This is a genomic window from Rhodothermus bifroesti (assembly GCF_017908595.1).
GTDB lineage: Bacteria > Bacteroidota > Rhodothermia > Rhodothermales > Rhodothermaceae > Rhodothermus > Rhodothermus bifroesti.
In genome coordinates, this window is the sequence record NZ_JAGKTL010000004.1 from 247,000 (window position 1) to 268,711 (window position 21,712).

Below are 21,712 nucleotides of genomic sequence, written 5' to 3' on the forward strand. Positions count from 1 at the left end.
AAATCGGCTGCCAATCAGCCTTGAGTTTGCCCTGAGCTGCGTGGATCCAGATTAAAAAACGCGCAAAGTGCCTCAAAAAGCTCGGGGTGGCGATGGGCCAATAGCTCTGGCCGCTCGAAAAAGTTTTCCACTGCTACGGCAAAAAATTCGGCCGCACTGGTGGCTGCATATCGGCGCAGCACGGACCGTCCCTGACGCACTTTGACCATTTCTGCCCGCATCAGTCGCCGCCAAGCCTCAGCCGAAGCTGGATTAAGCAAGGTTGGAATCCCGTCCGCGTCTAGATTCTCAAAATCAAACAAATGCGCCAGCTCGTGCAGCACCACATTATCTCCGTCATGAGGGACTGCCCATCCCATCTCTACAGCCTTTGCCGACAGGATCACGGGTCCTTGTGCATGTGCCATGCCCTCATAGTCTCCCAAGGCATCTTCATCGTAGTCTTCGTTAAACCGACCCGCGTAAAAGAGAAATGTCCGACGTGCAGGCAGCTCCCAGTTAGGACGGCCATGAAGCAGTAGCGCAGCCCCTGCAGCTACCGCCAAGCGTAGCGTTTCCGTGACTTCAACCCCTACGCCTTCAAACCGCTGCTCGTCCAAAAAGAACTGCACGTCGCGCTCAAAGCGTCGCCGTCCTACTGCGTCTAGGCCTCGATAGAACGGCACATGCGCTTCCAACCATAGGCGCCACGCCGCGGGAAACGGTTGTCGCGCCACCCGCCAGCGCCGCCACGAAGGCCACATTCCCCATGCAAAGACCCCAAAGGCTATCAGCGCACCTACCCACATTCCTATACCCATCCGCACTCCTATCCAGCTAACCATTCCTCCCAGCACAAAAGCCAACACCCCGTAAACCCCAACTACAGCACGACGGACAATTTGCATGATATCGACCGTTTGGCCTATTCCATAAGGAAAAGTTGCCCTCTCTCCCGGGAAAATTATGCCCTACATGGCCTGTCTGCACAGGCTAAGGCGTCATTTTAAAGCCTCAAGCAGCTTGGCAGCGTCTTTGCCGTCGGCATTTCACGTGCGCAGCTAACCTTCTACGGCCCACCATGCTGCTTCGTCTCCAAAACGCTGCTGCTTCGATGACCGAGGCCTTGCGCCAGCAAGAACGGTTGGCCAACAATTTGGCCAACGTCAACACGGTTGGCTACAAACAAGAACGCTTTTTTGTGGAAGCCCTAAATGAACAACTGGACCTGGAACGGGCACCCCGCAGCGACCGCCGTCTTGCTCAATGGAATGAGCTCACGCAAGGTCCCTTAGAACCTACCGGCAACCCGCTCGACGTCGCCATCGAAGGCGAAGGGTTTTTTGTGGTCACCGACGAAACAACCGGGGCCACCTTCTACACCCGCTCTGGACAATTTATGCTCGACACTGAAGGGGTGCTGAGAACTATCGATGGCCTATTGGTTGAAGGTCAAAACGGCCCTATCCGCCTTTCACCCCTTGAGCAGCGCCAGCCCCTTTCCATCAGTCAAGACGGAGTGGTTCGTGCCGGAGAGCGCGAAATCGACCGCCTGCAGCTTGTACGCTTTGCCCACCCCGAAGCCCTATTCCGCGTGACAGGGGCTCGCTTCGAGGCTGCCGGCCAAACACCAGAACCCCTCGAAAATCCACGCCTACGTCCTGGATTTCTCGAAGGCAGCAACGTCAACCCTGTGCTCGCCATGACCGAAATGATCGAGCACTTTCATCGATTTGAAACCCAGCAAAAAGTCATTCAAACGACCGACCAACTGCTGGGACAAATTACCCGTGACCTTGGCAAATTCTAAACCAACCAGCGTGCGCTTATGCTACGTGCGCTCCGAACTGCTGCCCTGGGCATGAACGCCCAGCAAACCGGTGTCGATACCATTGCCCACAACCTGGCGAACGCTAATACGACCGGCTTTAAACAGGCCCGGGTGGTCTTTCAAGACCTGCTCTACCAGACCATCCAAACACCTGGCCAAGAAGAAGCCCAGGGCATCACACCGCCAGCCTCGATTCAGCTAGGCAGCGGGGTGGCCATTGTGGCCACTGTACGTCAATTTACCCAGGGAAGCCTTATCGAAACCGGTAACGCACTGGACCTTGCCATCAACGGTGACGGCTTTTTCCAAATCCGTCGGCCCGATGGATCGATTGTCTACACCCGCGACGGGACCTTCACGCTCAATGCCAACGGTACCCTGGTCACGCAAACGGGCCTACCGTTGGAACCAGAATTAAACGTCCCGCCCGACACCATCGAAATCCACATCAGCCAGGACGGGGCAGTCTCGGTAAGGCTCCAGGGCGCAACAGAAAGCGTGGAAATCGGCCAACTCGAACTCGCACGCTTCCCTAACCCAGCTGGACTACGGGCCATTGGAGGTAACCTTTACGAGCAGACCGAAGCTAGTGGCTTCCCTATCCTAGGTCCACCGGGTGAGGCCGGGTTTGGCACCGTTCGGCAAGGCTTCCTGGAGGCTGCTAATGTAGACATCGTACAAGAAATGGTTAATCTGATCACCGCGCAGCGGGCCTACGAGATCAACTCCAAAATGGTCACCACCAGCGAGGAAATGCTCCAAACGGCTAGCCAAATGAAACGGTAATGAAACGGGCTCTTCCCATAAGTGTCGCTCTCTGGACCCTGATGGGGCCGGCCATTGCCTCCGACCCCATCGACACGCGGCTTTTGGTTGCCGCCGACTCGCTGCTTGCAGCGGCTTTTCCAACGCTGCACGGTCACCTCAAGGCCAGCCTAATGCGGTATCAGGTGACGGCCAGTGGGCCCTTGCAGCTTCGGTTACCACCCACCACCAAAGATCCCATAGGACACCTGCAGGTCGATGTATGGGTCGCCGATGCTCAGCAGCTCTGGCGCAAAGTCGGCTGGGCGCTCTTTTTTGTGGCTCGCTACGATTCGGTTGTTGTTGCGCGACGTACGTTCCAGCGCGGGGATAACGTATCGGGAGCTGACCTGGCCATCGTCTGGCAGGAAACCACGCGGCTACGTACACCCCCCCTATCACCGCAGCAACTACGCCAGCTCCAAATGCAAGGGCCGCTCGAGGCCATGCGGCGCATTACAGCAGGAGAAGTGCTTCGCGCAGACGACCTCAAACCTCCACGGGCAGCTGCTACTGGCGAAACGGTCTGGATGCGCTACCGACGTGGAGCTCTAGAACTGCTGCTGCGCTGCCAAGCCCGCATGCCCGGCTACGTAGGCGACGAGATCGAACTCTATGCCCCACAAACACAAGCTACTTACCGGGCCCGCCTGACAGCACCCGGATGGGCTGAATGGATCGCAACCCTCCAAGCTTCTCGATAATGTGCCTATGCGTAGGGTTTTGTTCATATTCACTTGGCTAACGCTGGGCGCTCTACCGGCTGTAGCCCAAAACTCCTTGTATGCAGACCCCCGCGCTTTTCGCCAGGGGGATCTGCTTACCATTATTCTGGCCGAGCGTACCGCGGCACAACGCGAAAGCAATTACGAGCAAGCCGCTAACACCAAGCTGGGTGGCGCTGCGGCTGTAAGCGGTAGCTTAGGTGGGCGCTTTGGTCTCGATGCCACGTTCGTCCACGAAGGCAAATCGCGCAACGAAACCCTCCAGCGCGACCTGCTCACCGGCACAGTAACTGCAATCGTTGTGGGCGTCGACACAACGGGGAATTTGCTTATCGAAGGCGAACGGCGGCTCAATGTCAACGGAGTCACACACTTGATGCGTATTTCCGGACTGGTGCGTCCACTTGACGTGCGCTACGACAACACGGTGTTTTCCTACCAGATTGCGCAGGCACGGATCGAATACCACCAGAGCGACGGCCTCACGCGCAAGTTTTTCCGACCGGGCTTCTTTACACGCCTAGGCGCACTGGTACTCCTTGGCGCAGCAATTGCTTGGGGTACACAATAAACAGGGAAAGGCCATGCGTCGCTGTTTTATTTGGCTTGGACTGATCGCGTTCTTCTGGCCGCTTCGTGCGGCTGGTCAGCAAGCAGGCCAAGCGCGTCTAAAAGATCTCATCATGCTTGAAGGTGCTGCACCTGTGCAGCTTGTCGGCTATGGGCTTGTAGTGGGGCTGAACCGCACAGGCGACTTGGCAAGGGGCCAACGCGGCTCACCCTACACCGTGCAAAGCATCGCCAACATGCTACGGCGTTTTGGCATCACAGTAGATCCTGCACTGCTTCAAGCGCGCAATGCTGCTGCCGTCATGGTAACAGCGACGCTGGACCCGTTTGCTGGTCCTGGTTCTCGTATAGACGTAACGGTTTCGGCTCTGGGCGATGCGCGTTCGCTTTCGGGTGGTGTGCTCCTGCAAACGCCTCTGCTCGATCCTGCAAGCGGCCAAGTGTACGCTGTGGCGCAGGGACCTGTCTCAACTGGAGCAGTGTTGGCTTCCAGTTTCGGATCTTCCGTACAAATTAATCACACCAACACCGGCCGCGTGCCGGGCGGCGGTCTGGTCACACACCCCCTGCCGGTGCAGCTTAACGGCTCCCAATTAGGGCTGGTACTCAAACGGCCCGACTTCACCAATGCCACACGCATTGCAGAGGCCATTAATGCCCGCTATCCGAACGCAGCTGAAGTGGTGCATGCTGGACTGGTTCGCCTAAGCGTTCCCAATGGCATCGACAACCCAGCCCAACTTTTGGCCGAACTGGAGGGGTTGAGCGTAGCCGTTGACATTCCAGCCCGGGTAGTGATCAACGAACGCACGGGAACCATTGTCGCAGGCGGTAACGTGCGCATTAGCGAAGTCATGATCACCTACGGCAGTTTGGTCATCGCAACGCAAGCGGATCCCTTTGTGTCTCAACCCCTACCTTTTAGCCGAGGCGAAACGGTCACCGGAGCCCGCGCCACCGTTGAAGTCCAGGAAGAGGTTACGCGCTCGGTCGTGCTAGGTCCTAACGCGGATGTAGCCCAACTGGCTGCCGCACTTAACGAGCTGGGGCTAACTGCCCGCGACATCATTGCCATCTTTCAGGCTATCGATCGTGCCGGTGCCCTTCAGGGGGAACTGGTCATTCTCTAAAACACGACCCGCCATGCCTACAGAAATTACTGCGGCCACAAGCGGTAGCGGCACGCGAGCCCTGCTAGGGCTGCGTCAACCCCGCACACCAGAAGAGGCAGCGCAACAGTTTGAAGAAATCTTGCTGCGCCAGTTTGTCCATACCATGACGCGCAACCTGTTTCGCAGTTCACTCGACGGAGAGGAAGCGCCTGGCTGGATGGAAAGCTACCGAGATACGCAACGCGACGTATTGGCTGATGTACTGGCACGCCACCTAGCAGCGCAAGATCGACTAGGGATTGCTGAGCTATTGCTACGCCAGTGGCAGCGTGCCGGGTTTATCGATGCGGAATCTACCCAAAAGGTTAAACAAGCGCTATGAATCCTTCCCAGGTCAACAGCCCTGCCAGCCTAGTGCAGCAGCTCATCGGTACGTTGCACCAGGAGCTTGCCTTATTTGCCGAGCTGGAGCAATGCCTGGAGACGCAGCTTGACGCGCTGCGCCAGCACAACGTGGAAGCCTTAGAAGAGGCTGCAATGGCCACCAGTAACCGACTTACCCGTCTGGAACGGCTTGAGCAAACACGCCTACGCCAAGGGCGACTGCTGCGACGCATTTTAAAACTAGAGCCCTCAGCTTCTGGAGAACAACTCTTAACTGCTCTAGCAGCCCTCCCTGAAGGGGCTTCCGCAACGCAAACCTTACGCCAACTTCAGCAAGCCTTGCAGACCCAGCAAGAACGCACGCGTCGCCAGTGTGAAACGCTTGAGTTTGCATTACAATACGCGATACATATAGGACAAGAGCTCCTAGAATTCCTACAGGAGCTCGAGCAGCCAGCCACTGCCCGCGTCTACACCCCCACAGGCCGCACGACCCCAGCCTCACCCCAGCGCTCAGTGGTTAACCAAGTAGGGTAAAGCGGGCATGAGTATCCATCAACTGTTTAGCCTGACGCGCCGATCGTTTCAAACGATCCAGGCTGCCATCAACACTGCTGGACAGAACGTAGCCAATGCGAACACAGAAGGCTACGCGCGCCGTCGTGTAACGCTCGAAGCGGTCAACCTACGCGACGTAGGCATCCATATGGCTTTACCTCCTCGTTCGGCTACCGGGTTAGGGGTTTCTGTAGCTACTTACGAGCGGTTGCGCGACCATCTGCTTGACGTGGCCCTATGGAACAGCCAAGCCAGTCTAGGTGCTGCCGACGAAGAATCGCGCATTTTTCAGGTGCTCGAAAGCCTCTTAGCCAGCAACGACAAAACCGGTCTGCCGGCGCTGCTTAACGAATTCTGGAACCGATGGGCAGACCTGGCCGACCATCCCATGGACACCGGCGTGCGCGAAGCCCTCTACGGCCAAGCCCAAACGCTTGTCGATACGTTCCATCGCCTAGCACGCGACTTGGAGACCCTTCAGGGACAAACGCTGACGGCGCTGCAAGAAAATGTTGACAAGGTCAACACCTTGTTTAAAGCATTGGCCGAGCTGAACGTAGCCATTCGTGAAGCCCGACTGCGCGGAAACCCCGATCTGGTTGCCGAAGACCGTCGCGACGCGCTCGTTAAGCAACTTGCCGAACACCTGCCCATTCAGGTGCAGGCGCAAGAGGACGGAACGTACCACCTTATCGTAAGCGGCATGGCCGTGGTTCAGGGCGACCAGGTTCTGCCGCTCACGCTGAGTCTTAGTGGTTCGGTTCCTTCGCTTACGTTTGGCACAACCGGAATTCCTTTCCGCGCGCCCCAAGGCCAAGATGGGAAAATTGGCGCGCAAATGCGCCTGCTAACCCAAACCCTACCTGAGGTTCGCCAAGATCTCGATACACTGGCTGCTACCCTCGTAAGCAGCGTCAACACGCTGCATACTGCTGGCTATGGCTTAGATGGACTCACCGGCAGACCGTTCTTTGATCCGGCAGCTACAACAGCTGCCACCATTGCGCTCTCAACCGACGTGCAGGCCGATCGCCGAGCTATCGCAGCCTCAGGCGATCCAACGGCACCGGGCGACAATAGCACTGCCCGCCAGATTGCCGCCCTTCGGGATACCCTCCTGCTGGCAGGGGGTAGCGAGACGACCGAAACCTTTGCCCTTAACCTGGCAGGACGGATCGGGAGCGCAGCCCGCGATGCAAATGACCGCCTTACGCGCAACCGCGCAGTGGTTGACCATTTAGACGTCCTGCAACAGGGCGTAATGGGCGTCTCGCTCGACGAAGAGCTGGCCAACCTAATTCGCTTTCAACAAGCCTACGCGGCCACAGCACGCGTACTGGACACTGCGCGCCAAATGATGGATACCCTACTGAGCCTTTAAGTAAGTACCAATGAAGCCGCTGCACATTGCCTTTAGCCGCCAACAGAGTCTCTATCAGCTCCAGGCCGAGCGGCAAATTCAGGAACGCCGACTGGAATTGGCCCGACTGCAGGAACAACTGGCCACCGGACGGCGCGTCAACCGTCCATCTGATGACCCCGCAGCCTATAGCCAGAGTCGTGCAATCCAGCTCCTCACGCAACGCTACGAGCAACATGCACGCACCTTGACTACCAGTAAAGCATGGCTAACGGCCACCGAGAATGCCCTGAACACCCTCACTGAGCTATTTAACAGCGCCTATGAAGAAGGGCTGCGCATGGCTACCGATTCCGCTGCTGCTGATGACCGGGCCACGACAGCTGCCCTTTTAGAACAGCGGCTTGAAACCGTGCTCGACCAGCTCAACGCTCGCCACAATGGAGCATACCTGTTTGCTGGCACGCGCACCAATGCCGCACCTTTTCAGCGTAGCGGCACGGTCATTGTTTATACCGGCAACAACCAGCAGCGACTTCAAGAAATCGCACCAGGGCTGACGGTTGCAACTAGCCTCACCGGCAACCAACTTTGGGAAGTGGACGAAAACAGTGATGGTACTCCAGACTTTACCCTCACCGAGGCCTGGCAAGACCTCATCGACGCTTTAAGGGCTGACGACACCGCCCAAATTCGTACAGCCATGGCTCGGCTCGAAAAAGCCCGCGACCACCTGATTGCGCGCACCGCTGAGGTCGGCGAAATGTCCCGCAGAATTCAGCTGGCAGAAACCCAAATGCAAGACCTGCAGCTGCAGCTCGAGACGCAGCGCAGCGACCTGGAAGATGCCGATGTGGCCCAACTGGCAACCCAGATGCAGCGGCACCAGTTAGGCCTAGAAGCAGCTTTGCAGGTAACTTCACGCGTTTTGCAAACTAGCCTTCTAAACTATTTGCAATGGTGATGAGTGACGCGTTTTTGAACAGTTATCGCCTTCCTGTCCCAGCATTCGACCGGACAGAGCGTTTGCCCTCCCTCCTGCGTCCACTTTGGGAAGCGCTCCGGCACCACCAGCCGCACTTGGTGCTTACGCAAGCGCCGCAGTTGCTCGAGCATCCAGCATTAGAAAGTGCCGAGCTGCGTGCAGCAGTGCTTAGTGCTTTAGGCGCAGCCCGCCTGCAACTGCGCCAGTACGAAGGCGCCAAGCGTATGCTGCGTTTGTCGCTGGCTGCTTTACCACACCAGTGGCTTGCCCGGCGTCTACTGGTTACCTGCTACGAACGCGAACGACGTTTTGCTGAAGCGCAAGCTCACCTTTCGGAGCTGGTCAATCTGCCTTCCGGGGCAGCATGGGATGAACCGCTACCTGCTTCGGACTGGCATCTAGGCATGGCCGCGCTGGCCTGGCACTTGCGGGATTGGGAAGCTGTAGCCTGGCACGTGGCCCAGGCCTTTCCTGAAGGCCTTGCAACGATGCCCCCAGCCCTACAGGCCGATTTGCTGCGCCTGGCCCTTTACCGCAACCGCCCAGACGAAGCCAGTCGCGTCGCAGCCCACTTGCTTACGCAGCAACCCAACGACCAAGCGATCGATGTGCTGCTTGAAACCTTAGTGCAACGCGGCTGGAAAGCTGAAGCTTGTGCCCTATACCGTGAAGCCTACTACCGCTATCCAGAAAGTGAGCGCCTACGCCGCCGCCTGGTGGCCCTCTGTCTACAAACCGGCGCCATTGAAGAAGCACGCCGGTTAGCATGCCAAGGTGTGCTAACCGTAGAAGGATAAGTTACCGACCTTCCATGTCTACGGCCCGACCCACGCTAAGCCGATTGGAGCTGCGCTGTCCGCCGCTTCCACAGACGCTCACGGAAGCTGTGGGGCTTTTAAACCAGCCCGACCAGCTGGAAGTGCGAGCGGTGACGCGCTTGGTCGAGCGGGACCCTGTGGTCGTCGCCCGTCTATTGCAAATCGTCAACTCGGCTTATTACGGGCTGCGTCGCACCGTCAGCAGTGTCGAACGGGCCGTTGTACTGCTTGGACCGGTCAGTGTGGCTGGGATCATTATCGGGATGCAGATGTTGCGGTTGCGCGCTGCACTTCCTAGCCAAACGCTGGCTTGTTTTCATCGCCTTTCGCAGCATAGCCTGGCTACGGCTTTCCTAGCCCGTCATCTTTTGGGACTGATGCATCCACGCGCTAGCAACCAGCTCAGCATCGGCTTTACAGCTGGTCTACTGCACGACTTCGGCAAAATTATTCTGGTGTATAACTTCCCAGATGAAGCAGTCGCCTTCTACGATCAGCAACGCCTGACGCAGACCGTCCAAGCACGGGACGAACAGGAGCTGGAACGGCTGCTTTTTGGCTTTGATCACACCGAAGCCGGCGAATACGTAGCGCATAAGCTAAATTTTCCAGACGTGCTCATCGATACCATTCGCTTTCATCATGCACCTGACCAAACGCCACCTTCCCGCGAGGCCTACTGGCTTACCCCGGCCATTGCTGTGGCCGATCGCATCGCCCGCACAATGGGATATGCCTTTACCCACCCCTTACACCCCGATGAAGCCCTAAACCACCCTGCATGGGCGCTGCTGCTCGACCAATACCAGGCCGTCGAGTGGACTCCAGAAAGTCTGCTCACGCACTGCATGCAACAGCAGGAATACCTAGGCCAACATGTACAATCGCTCAGCCTCCCCAACCCTCCTACACGTACCCGGCCATGAAACTCCTACTGGTTGAACCCTCACAGCTGCGCTGTCGCATTGGCAATATCCTACGCTTGGGCGGCATAGAGGACCTGCAGGAAGTCACTAGCGGTCAAGAAGCCCTGCGTATGCTCAAACAGCAGTCGGTAGACTTGGTACTTATTGGCCCCTACGTAACCGATCCCCCTGGGCCGGAGCTTCTACGCCAGCTACGCCAGCTTGAGGGGCATCAACACACCGCTACGCTCATCTTTCTCGAAACCCCTACCGACGAACACGTGCTAGAAGTGGCCGAACTCAATGTAAGCGGCATCATTGTGGTGCCATTTGAGGATGCCTACCTGCTTGCCCGCGTGCGCGAAACGCTGCGCCGCAGCCATAAAGCCTATCGTAAGCAGCTGCATATTGTGCGCGCAGCATAGCACTACACCACTTGTTCTTGCAAGCGGAAACGGACAATATGGCGTTCTAGCTCAGTTATGCTCTGATGGAGTCCATCGAAGCGCTCCCGAATTTGCTGGGCTCCTTGGGAAATGGCATGAATAGCCTCCGTAATCATCACCACGCTCTTTGCCATTTCTTCGCTAGTAGCTGCCTGCTGCTGGCTAGCTGAAGCAATCTGCGTGACCATGTCCATGGTTTCTTCGGCATTACGGAGCAGCGTGTTAAATTGCATACGCATGGCTTCGGCCTGCATCAGCCCAGCTTCAAGCTCTGTATAGCCCTGCTCCATCATGCGTACAGCTTCTTCCGTTTCTTGCTGCACGCGCTGAATCATCTCGGCAATCTCCCGCGTAGCTTGCGCTGTCCGCTCCGCCAATCGCCGCACCTCATCGGCCACCACGGCAAACCCCCGTCCCGAATCGCCAGCCCGCGCAGCCTCAATAGCCGCATTCAGAGCTAAGAGATTGGTCTGCGTAGCGATTTCTTCAATCACCGACACAATCGCACCAATTTGTTCACCCGATTGACCCAACTTGCGCACATAGGAAACCGATTCCCGAACAGTTTGTGCCAAACGGTGGATGCTTTCCATCGTTTGCTGCAAGGTTAGTTCGCTTTCTTGAGCTGTCTTTTTGCTTAGTTGGGCTACCTGTGCTGTATGCTTAGCGCTCTGCGCATTGGATTCGGCCGTACGCGCCATTTCTTCAATAGCAGCGGCCACATCGTTGGCTTGCTGCGTCTGCTGCATAACTTGATAAGCCAACACATCCGTAGCCTGTCGAATTTCTTCAGTATCGCTACGCACCATCTTGGTCAGCAGGTGCACCTGATGGATCATCTGCTCTAGGTTCGCCACCGCCTGATTAAATCCTTCAAAAAGTTGCTGAAACGCTATTTTGTATGTTTCCGCATCGGACAGTTTTTCTAACCGCACCGAAAGATCTCCCTCTGCAAAATCCCGCATTTGCTCAAGGATATAGGCCACATTAGCTTCCAAGGAAGCTTTTTGGGCTTCGATATGTGCAATAGCTTCTTGGATGCGTACTGCCTGCTGCGCCTTTTCGGCTTCCAGACTTTGAATGGTTTGCGCTACAGAGTCAGCGAGCTGGTTTAGCACATGACCAATTTGGGCAACTTCATCTTTGCTATCCTCCCCGAGCACGCGTGCAGCTAAATTTCCTTGTTGGAGCTCTTGGGCGACGGCAGCGACCCGCTCAATACGATGGCTTAATTGCTTTCCTCCCCAATGGGCAGCCAAGGCCAAAAAGCCTATTGCAAGCAAGCTAAACCCCCCAATCCACCAAGCCTGAGCTCGCGCCTTGCCCAAAGCAGTTGCTGCAGGGACTTCTAGCCCTAGCACAAACGGGCCACTCTGGGCGCGTCGATAGTAGCCAATATAAGCTGGTCGATTGGGGTCCTGAAAAGTACCAAATGCCTCCCCATCTGCCTCACCTACCGCCCTCATGACACCACTGCGATGCCATACTTCTGGATCTTCTTTGCTATGCACAATTTCCCTCCCCTCTAGTGTACTTAAAAACAAACGCGATCCCTCAGGAAGCTGGGCATGCTCGGCGTTCATCCACGACAAAAGGTGCTGTATCACCACCTCAATTACAACTAGTCCTACCGCCTGCCCATCTTCGGTACGTACCGGATGCAAAACGAGCTGGTGATAATGGTCGCGCTCTTCAAAGCCAAAAAAGTCGGTCAGTAAAGGCTGCTGCAGGGCTTGTACAAAATAAGATAACCCACGAATTGATTGCCCTTCATGGGTATTGGTTGCATTGCCATGGGGCGGACTTAACCGAACAGTTCCTTCTACATCGCTCAGAAAGACGTGATGATAGGCGCCCCACTTCGCTTCTTGGATCTGACGTAACACCTGCTCGGCCGCTTCTTTACTTCGTGCTTCAGAAGGATTTCTGAGATACGCTATCACTGCGGGATGACCAGCCAGTGCAGCAGCATCTTGCAACAGCTGACGGTAATACTGCTCCGCAGCATTGTCTTTGACCTCAGCCACAAGCCGAAGCTTCTCTAAAGTCAACGCTTCAGCCAAATGCACCACACGCCATAAAACAACGAAAGAAAAAGCAATGAAAGGCAGCAGCGTAATACCAATAGTAGCAATCACAAACTGTCGCCGTAACGAAAAAGTACGGATGATTCGAAAAAGAACCTGCATAGGCGCGCACTGGTTTGGGGTAAAAGAATTCCTACCCAAGTATCGGCGCCACGTTTGGCCGTTAAAGCGCGCGGATACCGCTTCCAAAACGCACCTGCGGCTACCTTTTCCGCGCACGCTGCCGTAGATTTGGCAGGCAATCATCAATGATTTCTTTTTGCCTATGCATCTCACGTGGCTCGACGGCGCGCTCATTGTCGCTTACTTTTTGTTTTCCATAGGGATTGCCCTGTACTACTATCGCCGCGCTGGACAGAATACCGCAGAGTTCTTCCTTTCAGGTCGGAATATGCCTTGGTGGCTGGCTGGCACAAGCATGGTAGCCACTACGTTTGCAGCCGACACGCCTTTGGCGGTATCAGAGCTGGTAGCCTACAACGGCATTGCAGGAAATTGGCTTTGGTGGAACTTTGCTTTAGGGGGTGTGCTGACGGTGTTTTTCTTTGCCCGCCTGTGGCGTCGAAGCGGTGTGTTGACCGATGTGGAGTTTGTCGAACTGCGCTACAGTGGCCAAGCAGCTGCTTGGCTACGTGGCCTCAAGGCCGTTTACTTTGGACTGTTCATGAATGTGATCATTCTGGGGTGGGTGTCGCTGGCCATGCAAACGGTCATTGACATTTTATTCCCCGGACTAACGCTTTTTGGCCGCACGTCGTTTGTGGTACTGGGCATCGAGATGAGCGCTTCGCTTGTGCTGGTTGGCCTATTGGTGCTTCTTGTGGGCGGGTACTCGCTGCTTTCAGGGCTGTGGGGGGTCGCTGTCACCGACGTGTTCCAATTTGTGCTGGCTATGGGCGGCACAACGCTGCTGGCCATTTTTGCGCTGAACTTGCCTGAGGTGGGGGGTATTGCTGGCCTTAAGGCCCGGCTTCCTGAAACAACGTTTCACATGCTTCCTACCGTAGGGGAAGCTGTACAAGGGGTAGGCGTTCTGGCACTTTCGATTGCGGCCTTTGCGGCTTATATCGGCGTGCAGTGGTGGGCAAGCTGGTATCCCGGTGCCGAACCTGGTGGCGGTGGCTATATTGCACAACGGATGATGAGCGCTAAAGACGAGCGCCACGCGTTGTTTTCAGCCCTTTGGTTCAACATTGCACACTATTGCATACGTCCCTGGCCCTGGATCCTTACGGCGCTGGTGGCGCTGGTGCTGTTTCCAGGAGAAAATCCGCGGAATGCCTACGTGCTCGTGATGCGCGACACATTGCCATCAGGCCTGCTGGGATTACTGGTTGCAGCGTTTCTGGCAGCTTTCATGAGTACCGTCTCGACGCAGCTGAACTGGGGCGTATCGTACTTGGTCAACGACTTTTGGCGGCGTTTTGTCCGGCCTAATGCCAACGAAAAACATTACGTGCGTGTAGCACGTGTGCTAACGTTTGTGCTGGCTGTCATTAGCGTACTGGTAACCAGCCAACTTCAGTCGATCAGCGGTGCCTGGAGCCTTATTCTTACCGCCTCTGGGGGACTAGGGCTAGTGTTGATTTTGCGTTGGTACTGGTGGCGTATCAATGCCTGGAGTGAACTTACCGCCACACTGGTTCCTTTAGTGCTGGCTGGACTGGCCTTTTTAGGCATCCCCGTTCCAGGACTGCTGGATCCTTTTCCTACGAACCTATTTGCCGTGGTTGCCTATACTACGCTGGCTTGGGTGACCGCTACCGTGTTTACGCCCCCTACCGATGCGGCAACGCTCGATGCCTTTTATCGCCGGGTACGCCCTGTAGGACCGGGTTGGAAGCCGGTCGCTGTTCGACATCCCGACATTCAGCCAGAAACCATGCTAAAGACCTTAGCCCTCGACTGGCTGGCTGGCGTGGTGCTTGTCTACAGCATTTTGTTCGGCATAGGCCAGGTCCTCTTAGGATCTCAGCTACTTGGCTTGAGCCTTCTTATGCTAGCCTGCGCCACAGGCATGCTGCTTTGGCGCCGCCTGCGCCGCTTGCCCACTGCTTGAGGCCGAAACGTCCTAAGGCTTGCTTGCGTATTATTGCTGATTTAAAGCAGGTAAGTAGCATTTATGCATACCTTTCGAGGTGAGCTCATTATTGTAGGTGACCGGGTGCTAATTGAACCTGAAGAAGGCGAGCGCCAGACCAAAACCGGTCTATACCTTCCTGCCACGGTAGTAGAGCACGAACGCGTAGGGACGGGGCGTGTCATCAAAGTAGGACCGGGCTATCTGATGCCCAATCCTGAGTACTCTGAAAGCGAACCCTGGGCCCCTAATCGGGAAGCGGTTCGCTACCTACCACTTCAAGCCCAGCCCGGTGACTATGCTTTCTTCCTCAAGAAAGATGCCATTGAGCTGACTTACGAAAACCGCAACTACGTCATCGTCCCTCATAATGCTATTCTAGCCCTGGTACGCCCCAGTGCGGAAGACCTTCTGGAAAAGCTCGAAAAGCTGGACGATTTAGATGACCTGGAAGATCTGCTCGGCAATGCTTAAAGCTGTTGCCACCAGCGATGGGTATCCTCAACAGCAGGTAGTGGCCGGTTATTTGGACCTACAGGCATTGGCGTAGGCGCAGGAGCCCCTTCTAAACGTGGCAGCGAACGCAAACGCAGTAGATAGGCCAGATATTTTCTGAAACTCACGTTTGGCAATGCGGCCAAACGCTTGCGCAGTTGATCTAGTTCGGTTTGTTGGGCCTGCATTTTTTCGCGAATGCGCTGCATTTCTTCCTCAAAGCGCGCTAACCGGTGCTGCACGTAGTGCGCTAGACGGAGCGCTTCGGCGGGCGACAACTGATCGGGCAATTCCTCTTGATAGCGTGCTACCAGGGCTGCACGCCACAGGTTTACCCGTGCCCGCGTTTCATCGCTCAGCTGGCGGGCTTTGGCCACACGCTCTGGCGTAGCCTGATAGGCATTCCGAATACCAGCTGCTTTGAGGCGAATGACCACCTTGTGCGAAAGGCCTTCAAAGCTGGCTGCTTCGTCAATAAAATGATACTTCAAGCGATCCCGAAGTGCTGCTTCTTGCAACTCGCGTAAGCGGGCTTGCTGCAGCTGCTGTTGCTGGGCCAGAAACGCCTTTCGCTCCTGGTCAAGACGGGTAAGCTGGCGTTCTAGATCGCTCAGCAGACGTACAAAAAAGGCTTGTTCGCGTTGAAGGCGGCGCCGGCGTCGCACCACGGCGTTACGTTGGTAGCGATAGGCTGCCAGTCCCAACCCCCCAAGCACGCCAACACCCCAAAAGCTTACACCAAGCCATAGTCTTATGCCAAAACCAACCGCTCCAGACAAGGCACTCCAACCTAAAAGCGCTGGTAAAAACGCACGTTCAACCCCAACGCGTGCGGCTGTAGTAGCGCTTGGCCGATGCTTTCGCTGACGTGAAAGTCGAACTACAGGGGCCCCGTGCTGCACCTGCTGCAGTGAAGGCACTTGCCTGGGTTCCAGGTGGCATGCGTGACGGAGTGCAGCGGCTAAAGGTCGCACAGGTTCCAGCGTTAGGAGCTCCTGAAAAAGGGGTGAGCGATCTGGGGCATAAAAATCATGAGCCCGAAACAACAGCGCTTCTTCACCGCCGTAGCGTTCCCAAAGATCAGGCCGATAGCGCAGCGCTTGAAGGGCTGTAAAGATAACCAACGCAGGAAAACGGTCAATCCAGGGACCGTAATCTGTTTCACTCCGATCCGGATGCTGATAGTTACGGTGTCCTAGCTCGGGGCTTCTGCGCCTGTGCAGTGCTGGTACGTAAACAGCATCGTAGTCAATTAGCGTTAAGCGAGGCTGCCCGGCTTCCAGGCTAACCAGCACATTTCCATGCTGCAGGTCTCCATGCGCCACTTCGGCTGTTTCGAGCTGCTGAAGGAGCGCTACCCAAGCCTGAGCAAGCTGTTCAAGCACTGTGGGCTCAGCCAGGTGCTCAGCGACAAACCGGTTGAGCGGCACGCCTTCTACCCACGCCATCTTAAGCACGGGATAGCGCTGTCCTTCTAGCTGTATGCCTTCGGGCAGAAACGTAAACGGGACAAAGGGCAATGTTGGGTGGTGTTTGAGCTGCTGGGCTAGGGCTCGGTAGCGGACTTCTAGATCGGCTACTGGTGCATGGAAGCATCGCACGGCCCACCGTTGGGTACGCGCACGGAGCACAAAAACCGTGGCAAAGGCACCGCTTATGACCCGAGGTAGTCCCAGCGCGTCCACTTCAGGCGTGGCTTGCTGCAGCTCGGGGTCTAAAAAGGCGGCCTGCGGCCATTGTACCGCCTCACGATATTGGCTTGGGGTAGGATAGCACGGCATGACAGCCTGCACGCTTCCTAGGATTCTAGACAAAAAATCACTACCGCTGTCACATCGTCGTTACGCAGCGTCCGATGCTGGCGAGCCGTTCGCAACTGGGCTGCCAATTCAACCGAAGTCAACCTGAGCGGCAATGTTGGATCAAAGCGCAGCAGCCAAGCAGCCAAAGCATCCGTTGCTAAAATAAACGCATCGCCTGGCCTCCAGCGTCCTTTGAGGACAACTGCAGCTGCATCGACGTTTGCCTGACTACTAATCAGGGCTGGGCGCTGGCTAAACTGATCGGGGTGGCTTAGCGGCCAAGCTTGGAGCAACTGTTCTTGCCGCAAATGGAACAAAACCGCATCGCCAACAGCTACGGCCTGCCAGTTACCATTAGCTTGGAGCCCCAAGCCCAGTAGTGCTGCACACGCGCCTTCATCTAGCTTGGCCGCCAAGTACCAGGGAAGTGGGGCAATGGGCAAGTTTTTCTCCCAGCCAGCACGCCACTTAGGAAGACAGGTATTCAAATCCTCGAGCGTCAAGGGTAACTCTTGACAGAAGCTTTGCGCAAGATAACGCGCCCAGCTTCCGGCAAATGCCGTCTCGGTTGCACCATCCGACACCGCAGCGGCAAAAGGCCATCCTGGACGCACGGCAAACGCATCTTCGTAAGCCGAGCTTTCAGCTTCGGTGCGCGGCATCCAGAACGTCCAAACCAGAGGGAACATAACGCTTCAGCGCAAGGTGCTGGGACGCGTACCAATCTCCAGAAAATGCACTAGGGCCACCGGATCGGCATTAAACACGAATCCTCGCGTGTCCATGGTCACCCGGTAGCCCTCTTGCTCAGCTGCAGCGCGCATGGTAAAGGGCAGCGTGCTGGACATTTGGAAAAGCTGAAGGGCATAGGTATCGCGCGGCAAGGCATCGACGCTATCGGGGAGCATCAAGGGCGGTTCTTCAGAAGAAGAAAGGTGCACGTTAAAAAGTAGCGTCTCCCCATCGTCGGTGGCAAAGCTGCGCAGCTGCTGTGCGTAGCGCAACGGATCGCCATCGGTTGCTTCGCCATCGGTGATGTTGATCACGATAGGCGGAAAGCTACTGGGGTGCACGTCGATCCAGGTGCGTACCATTTGAGCAGCCAGGTCAAGCGCTTGGCACATGGGCGTACCGTTTTTGGCGTAAGGATCGAACCAGACAGGAAACTTAACGCGCCGCTCCGTCCACCCCCCTTGGCCATCGGGCACTTTTTTTAATCGTTCCTCTAAGCGGAGGGGGCGCTCAGCCAGATGGCTGAGAGGCACCCAGTCACCGACGATCCGATAGTCTTCCGCGGGTCGAATGAGCGGCTGCACGCGTTCGCCATAGCCCACCACCCCTACGTAGAAATAGTCGCGCACGCCGTCTTCTTTGGCGCAGCGCAGGATCAGGTTTTGAAGTAGCCGATTGACCACATCCGCTAGTACGCGTGCCTTGCTTGGTGCAGCATCGCCTCGCTGCTCAGCGCCCCCAAAGGGTTCTTGCATCGAAGCCGATTGATCCAGCAAAAACAAGATCGCAGCCGGCGTGCTGCGGCTGATCTCTGCAGAATAGGCCATGGCAGGTTGTAGGATGCTCGTTTAAGGCAGGGATAGAACGAAGCGGGGGTAGAAGGGGTTCAGCGGAGGCGGCGCAAAAGCGCTTGGGCCTCAGCTTGGTAGAGGGAATCGTTCGGCTCGCTAGGAGACAAGGCAAGCGCGCGCTCTAGCGCGCGCCGTGCTGCTTCAGGCTGCTTCAAGCGGAGCAGCGTACGTCCCAGCTCTAGATAGTGTACCACGCGTGGTTTGAGTGTCAGTGCTTGCCGAAAGTCTGCAGCCGCCTGCTCTAGCGAAGCCCGCGGTAGCCCTCCATAGACCACTTTAACGATTGCACGTTCCAGGGCACTCAGTGTAGCCACCTCGTAATACCAGCGGCCACGCAGGTGGTATGCAATGTCGTTTTGGGGGTCCAGGAACAGAGCGCGATCGATATAGGCTTTGATTTGGCGAGCGTGCTCGACTTTGGCCTGGGGATGGGAAACCAAAGCCAGCCGACCGGCAGCAATTGCCGCAGCCACATAGGCACGGCTGTTGAGCGAGTCAAGCGCAATCGCTGCTTGTGCATCAGCCAGGGCAGCTTGGTACCATTGGCGCTGTTGCGCTTTCTCTGAAGCTCGAAGGCCCTGCTCAACGCGCAGACGGGATCGGCGCCAGAGCCACTCAGCGCGATCATGCTCATACTGCAGCCCAGCTTCCACCACTTCAAGGGCTTTGGCAAATGCCCCAGCCTGCCACAAGCTATCGGCTTGGTACAGCCTAATCGAGGAAGAGGCAGATTGACCTAACGAGGCTACAGCGCTCACGATCGCAACGGCCAGTCCAACGAGCAGCTGGCCTAGGGCTGCTGCGTTCACGTTACGCCTGCATTGGCGGTCGGAGATAAGGCTGCACCTCCTCCAGCGACAGGTCTTCCCAGGTCCCATCTTCGTATTGAATCCAAACGCGGCGTTTGAAAATATCCAGTTTTTGGACAGTGCCGCGTCCACGTTCTGTTTCCACCGGGGTATCTACAGGAGGATAATCCCGCAGCGCTTCCATGTACTGTTCGAGCTCGTAGTTAAGGCAGCACTTCAGCCGGCCACATTGGCCGCTTAAACGCGAAGGGTTCAAGGGGAGGTTTTGCACTTTAGCTGCCTGGGTGGCTACTGGTTTAAACGTATGCAGCCAGGTAGCGCAGCAGAGCTCACGACCGCAAGAGCCAATACCCCCGACGCGGGCTGCTTCGTCGCGGGCGCCGATTTGACGCAGCTCTACGCGGGTGCGAAACGTTCGTGCTAGATCGCGCACCAGCTGTCGAAAATCAACCCGGTGATCGGCGGTGAAGTAAAAGGTGATCTTTTTATGATCAAACTGCCATTCGGCATCAACGAGCTTCATGGGCAGCTCAAGGCGTTCTATCGCCTCGCGGGCCACATAGAAGGCCTCAATTTCCTGCTGTTTATTGGCCTCCCAGCGTTCAATGTCTTCCAGTGTAGCCAGGCGAACGATACGGGGAAATTCAGCTTCCTCATCCAGTCCCTGTGCACGCACGCGAAGCCGAACCAGCTCGCCGGTCAGGTGCACGATGCCAAAGTGCAAGCCGCGATCGGCTTCCACGATCACATAGTCCCCTGCTTGCAGTTCTAGTCGATCGGCATTCCGGTAGAGCCCTTTACGCCTACCTTTAAAGCGTACTTCCACAATGTCGTAGGTAGGCTGTGGGCCGTAGAGATGGCCTAGCCAGTCGAATACGTGTAGCGACGGGCAATCTCCGCCACAACCGCGTGAAGTGCATCCGCTGCTGCAGGCCATAGGATAATCCAGCTCAGACGAAACAGCTTTGTTGAAAGATCGGCCATAGGCACAAAGTTCCGGCCTAGGCCAATCCGAGCACCCAAGGGTCATCCAGCGCCATGAGAAGCCGCTCTGGGGCTTTTCCACGCATGGCCTCTTGGAGGCCAGCGGCTAAGACGCTAAGCACCAGCAGCGGTTGGACATTGCGCTCAATGAGCACTATGGCTTCCTCAAGAAGACGCACCATACCTTCTAAATCGGCTTGAGGTAAGTTTTGACAAAAGCGCGCAATGGCTTCGCGTTGATCAATGTTGATTAGCGGTGCGTTTTCCCCAAGTGTGCGATAAAAGACCAAGTCACGTACCCAGCTTAGCATAAGCCGCAAAAGGCCTTTGAGCCGTTCCCTGCCCAGTTCAGCTAGTGCCTCGAGCTGTTCGATCAGCGCTTCACTGTGAAAACGATAAGCTTGCCGGAAGAAATCCAGGGCCTGTTGACGATCGGCCTGAAGCACTTCGTTGGCCAGCAGATCCAGCGCACGGCTGTAGGAGCCATCGGCCATGCGGGCCAGCACCTGTGCCTGCTGCTCGGGCACCCCCTGGTGCAAAACCAACGCTTGGGCAATCACGTCGGCGGGCAAAGGATCAAAACGTAAGGCTTGGCAGCGGGAACGAATCGTTGGCAGCAGCAGCTCCGGCCGTTCTGTAGTGAGCACAAAAACCGTTTGGGGTGTCGGCTCCTCGAGTAATTTCAAAAAGGCATTTGCGGCCTCAACGCGCATGCGATCGGCGTCGACCAAAATGGCTACTTTGTAGCGCCCTTCAAGCGGCTTGAACCCCATAGTGCGCCGCAATGCTTCGTTAATACGGGCCACAGTGTAGAAAGCCTGTTTGCTAGGCGTCTTGGTAGGATCGTCGAGTACAGGCCGGCGCATGTAGTCTACCGTAGCATAGGGCTCAACGGCCAAGCGGGCCAAACGTTCGTGCAGATCCTCCGGATCAGCATCGCTAGGATAGGGCAGCAGCACCTGCACGTCGGGGTGAATCAAGCGCTGCACCTTGGTGCAGCTAACGCATTGGCCACAGGGGGCACTACCGTTTTGCTCACATTCCAGCGCCTGCGCCAACTTTAGGGCTACCGCCCGCTTTCCTGTTCCATAAGGACCGTAAAATAGGTAAGCATGGGCGATGCGATGGCTTTCCAATGCCCGGCGCAGCGCTTCAACTACACGTGCTTGTCCCAGAATCTGCTCCCAAGCCATGAGCACTTTTGTAGGTTTTGCACGCTATTAACGGGCATGGCGGAAACAAAGTGCCAGCACGCAGCATTTGGCCAGTGGTCCTTGCAAACCCTGGGAAAGTGCCTGTAATTTTCTGTTGCTTTAGTGGCGCGGTAGCTCAGTCGGTTAGAGCGTCGGATTCATAACCCGGAGGTCGAGGGTTCGACTCCCTCCCGCGCCACAA

General features: G+C 56.4%; 22 protein-coding genes and 1 tRNA gene. 15 read left to right on the forward strand and 8 right to left on the reverse strand.

Annotated elements, in window-relative coordinates; genetic code table 11:
• Positions 1-14: 14 nt before the first annotated feature.
• On the reverse strand, positions 15-887 hold the full coding sequence (locus J8E65_RS10205; RefSeq protein WP_210375645.1) for a zinc-dependent peptidase: 873 nt from the start codon (positions 885-887) through the stop codon (positions 15-17).
• A 173-nt stretch (positions 888-1,060) separates the two neighbouring features.
• Between J8E65_RS10205 and J8E65_RS10210 the strand changes: the two genes are divergently transcribed.
• Genes J8E65_RS10210 through J8E65_RS10265 form a run of 12 tightly spaced genes read left to right on the forward strand, consistent with a single transcriptional unit; the run spans position 1,061 to position 10,456 of the window.
• Entirely contained in the window at positions 1,061-1,789 is a 729-nt protein-coding gene (locus J8E65_RS10210; protein ID WP_210375646.1) for a flagellar hook-basal body protein, read from the forward strand.
• Positions 1,790-1,807: 18 nt separating this feature from the next.
• Positions 1,808-2,596: a flagellar basal-body rod protein FlgG gene (gene flgG, locus J8E65_RS10215; protein WP_210375647.1), complete on the forward strand. Its 789-nt coding sequence runs from the start codon at positions 1,808-1,810 to the stop codon at positions 2,594-2,596.
• The gene (flgA, locus tag J8E65_RS10220) at positions 2,596-3,318 is read left to right on the forward strand and encodes a flagellar basal body P-ring formation chaperone FlgA (RefSeq protein ID WP_210375648.1); all 723 of its coding nucleotides are present in this window, start codon (positions 2,596-2,598) and stop codon (positions 3,316-3,318) included. Before flgG ends, flgA begins: the two co-directional genes overlap by 1 nt.
• 7 nt (positions 3,319-3,325) lie before the next feature.
• On the forward strand, positions 3,326-3,910 hold the full coding sequence (locus tag J8E65_RS10225) for a flagellar basal body L-ring protein FlgH (protein WP_210375649.1): 585 nt from the start codon (positions 3,326-3,328) through the stop codon (positions 3,908-3,910).
• A 13-nt stretch (positions 3,911-3,923) separates the two neighbouring features.
• A complete protein-coding gene (locus J8E65_RS10230; protein ID WP_210375650.1) occupies positions 3,924-5,039 on the forward strand; it encodes a flagellar basal body P-ring protein FlgI in 1,116 nt (371 codons plus the stop codon).
• A 13-nt stretch (positions 5,040-5,052) separates the two neighbouring features.
• Positions 5,053-5,403, forward strand: coding sequence for a peptidoglycan hydrolase (locus J8E65_RS10235; RefSeq protein ID WP_210375651.1), 351 nt, complete (start codon positions 5,053-5,055; stop codon positions 5,401-5,403).
• Positions 5,400-5,942: a flagellar export chaperone FlgN gene (flgN, locus tag J8E65_RS10240; protein WP_210375652.1), complete on the forward strand. Its 543-nt coding sequence runs from the start codon at positions 5,400-5,402 to the stop codon at positions 5,940-5,942. The genes J8E65_RS10235 and flgN overlap by 4 nt, the downstream gene beginning before the upstream one ends.
• A gap of 7 nt (positions 5,943-5,949) precedes the next feature.
• Complete coding sequence (flgK, locus tag J8E65_RS10245; RefSeq protein ID WP_210375653.1) at positions 5,950-7,344, forward strand: flagellar hook-associated protein FlgK; 1,395 nt, start codon at positions 5,950-5,952, stop codon at positions 7,342-7,344.
• Between the two features lie 10 nt (positions 7,345-7,354).
• A complete protein-coding gene (gene flgL, locus J8E65_RS10250) occupies positions 7,355-8,287 on the forward strand; it encodes a flagellar hook-associated protein FlgL (protein WP_210375654.1) in 933 nt (310 codons plus the stop codon).
• A complete protein-coding gene (locus J8E65_RS10255; protein WP_237181897.1) occupies positions 8,287-9,105 on the forward strand; it encodes a tetratricopeptide repeat protein in 819 nt (272 codons plus the stop codon). Before flgL ends, J8E65_RS10255 begins: the two co-directional genes overlap by 1 nt.
• Positions 9,106-9,119: 14 nt before the next feature.
• Positions 9,120-10,052 carry an HDOD domain-containing protein gene (locus J8E65_RS10260; protein WP_210375655.1) on the forward strand — a complete coding sequence of 311 codons (933 nt, stop codon included), beginning with the start codon at positions 9,120-9,122 and terminating at the stop codon, positions 10,050-10,052.
• Positions 10,049-10,456, forward strand: coding sequence for a response regulator (locus J8E65_RS10265; RefSeq protein ID WP_210375656.1), 408 nt, complete (start codon positions 10,049-10,051; stop codon positions 10,454-10,456). The genes J8E65_RS10260 and J8E65_RS10265 overlap by 4 nt, the downstream gene beginning before the upstream one ends.
• Positions 10,457-10,458: 2 nt before the next feature.
• On the opposite strand, the gene J8E65_RS10270 is transcribed toward J8E65_RS10265, so the two are convergent.
• On the reverse strand, positions 10,459-12,666 hold the full coding sequence (locus tag J8E65_RS10270) for a methyl-accepting chemotaxis protein (RefSeq protein WP_210375657.1): 2,208 nt from the start codon (positions 12,664-12,666) through the stop codon (positions 10,459-10,461).
• Between the two features lie 163 nt (positions 12,667-12,829).
• Here J8E65_RS10270 and J8E65_RS10275 point away from each other — a divergent pair, with 163 nt between their 5' ends.
• Complete coding sequence (locus J8E65_RS10275; RefSeq protein WP_210375658.1) at positions 12,830-14,623, forward strand: sodium:solute symporter family protein; 1,794 nt, start codon at positions 12,830-12,832, stop codon at positions 14,621-14,623.
• Positions 14,624-14,686: 63 nt separating this feature from the next.
• Positions 14,687-15,118 (forward strand): co-chaperone GroES, encoded by a 432-nt coding sequence (locus J8E65_RS10280; RefSeq protein ID WP_210375659.1) that lies wholly within the window; start codon positions 14,687-14,689, stop codon positions 15,116-15,118.
• Here the strand turns inward: J8E65_RS10280 and J8E65_RS10285 are convergent.
• The 6 genes from J8E65_RS10285 to holB all read right to left on the reverse strand — a co-directional run bounded on the left by J8E65_RS10285 (position 15,115) and on the right by holB (position 21,510).
• On the reverse strand, positions 15,115-16,920 hold the full coding sequence (locus J8E65_RS10285; RefSeq protein WP_210375660.1) for a protein kinase family protein: 1,806 nt from the start codon (positions 16,918-16,920) through the stop codon (positions 15,115-15,117). The genes J8E65_RS10280 and J8E65_RS10285 overlap by 4 nt on opposite strands.
• A gap of 17 nt (positions 16,921-16,937) precedes the next feature.
• On the reverse strand, positions 16,938-17,630 hold the full coding sequence (locus tag J8E65_RS10290) for a protein phosphatase 2C domain-containing protein (protein ID WP_210375661.1): 693 nt from the start codon (positions 17,628-17,630) through the stop codon (positions 16,938-16,940).
• 6 nt (positions 17,631-17,636) lie between these two features.
• Complete coding sequence (locus J8E65_RS10295; protein WP_210375662.1) at positions 17,637-18,500, reverse strand: vWA domain-containing protein; 864 nt, start codon at positions 18,498-18,500, stop codon at positions 17,637-17,639.
• Between the two features lie 59 nt (positions 18,501-18,559).
• Positions 18,560-19,333 (reverse strand): tetratricopeptide repeat protein, encoded by a 774-nt coding sequence (locus J8E65_RS10300; protein WP_210375663.1) that lies wholly within the window; start codon positions 19,331-19,333, stop codon positions 18,560-18,562.
• A gap of 1 nt (position 19,334) precedes the next feature.
• Positions 19,335-20,270 carry a PSP1 domain-containing protein gene (locus J8E65_RS10305; RefSeq protein ID WP_210375664.1) on the reverse strand — a complete coding sequence of 312 codons (936 nt, stop codon included), beginning with the start codon at positions 20,268-20,270 and terminating at the stop codon, positions 19,335-19,337.
• A 64-nt stretch (positions 20,271-20,334) separates the two neighbouring features.
• Complete coding sequence (gene holB / locus J8E65_RS10310) at positions 20,335-21,510, reverse strand: DNA polymerase III subunit delta' (RefSeq protein ID WP_210375665.1); 1,176 nt, start codon at positions 21,508-21,510, stop codon at positions 20,335-20,337.
• Positions 21,511-21,635: 125 nt separating this feature from the next.
• Between holB and J8E65_RS10315 the strand changes: the two genes are divergently transcribed.
• A tRNA-Met gene (locus J8E65_RS10315) sits at positions 21,636-21,709 on the forward strand.
• The last annotated feature ends 3 nt before the right edge of the window (positions 21,710-21,712 follow it).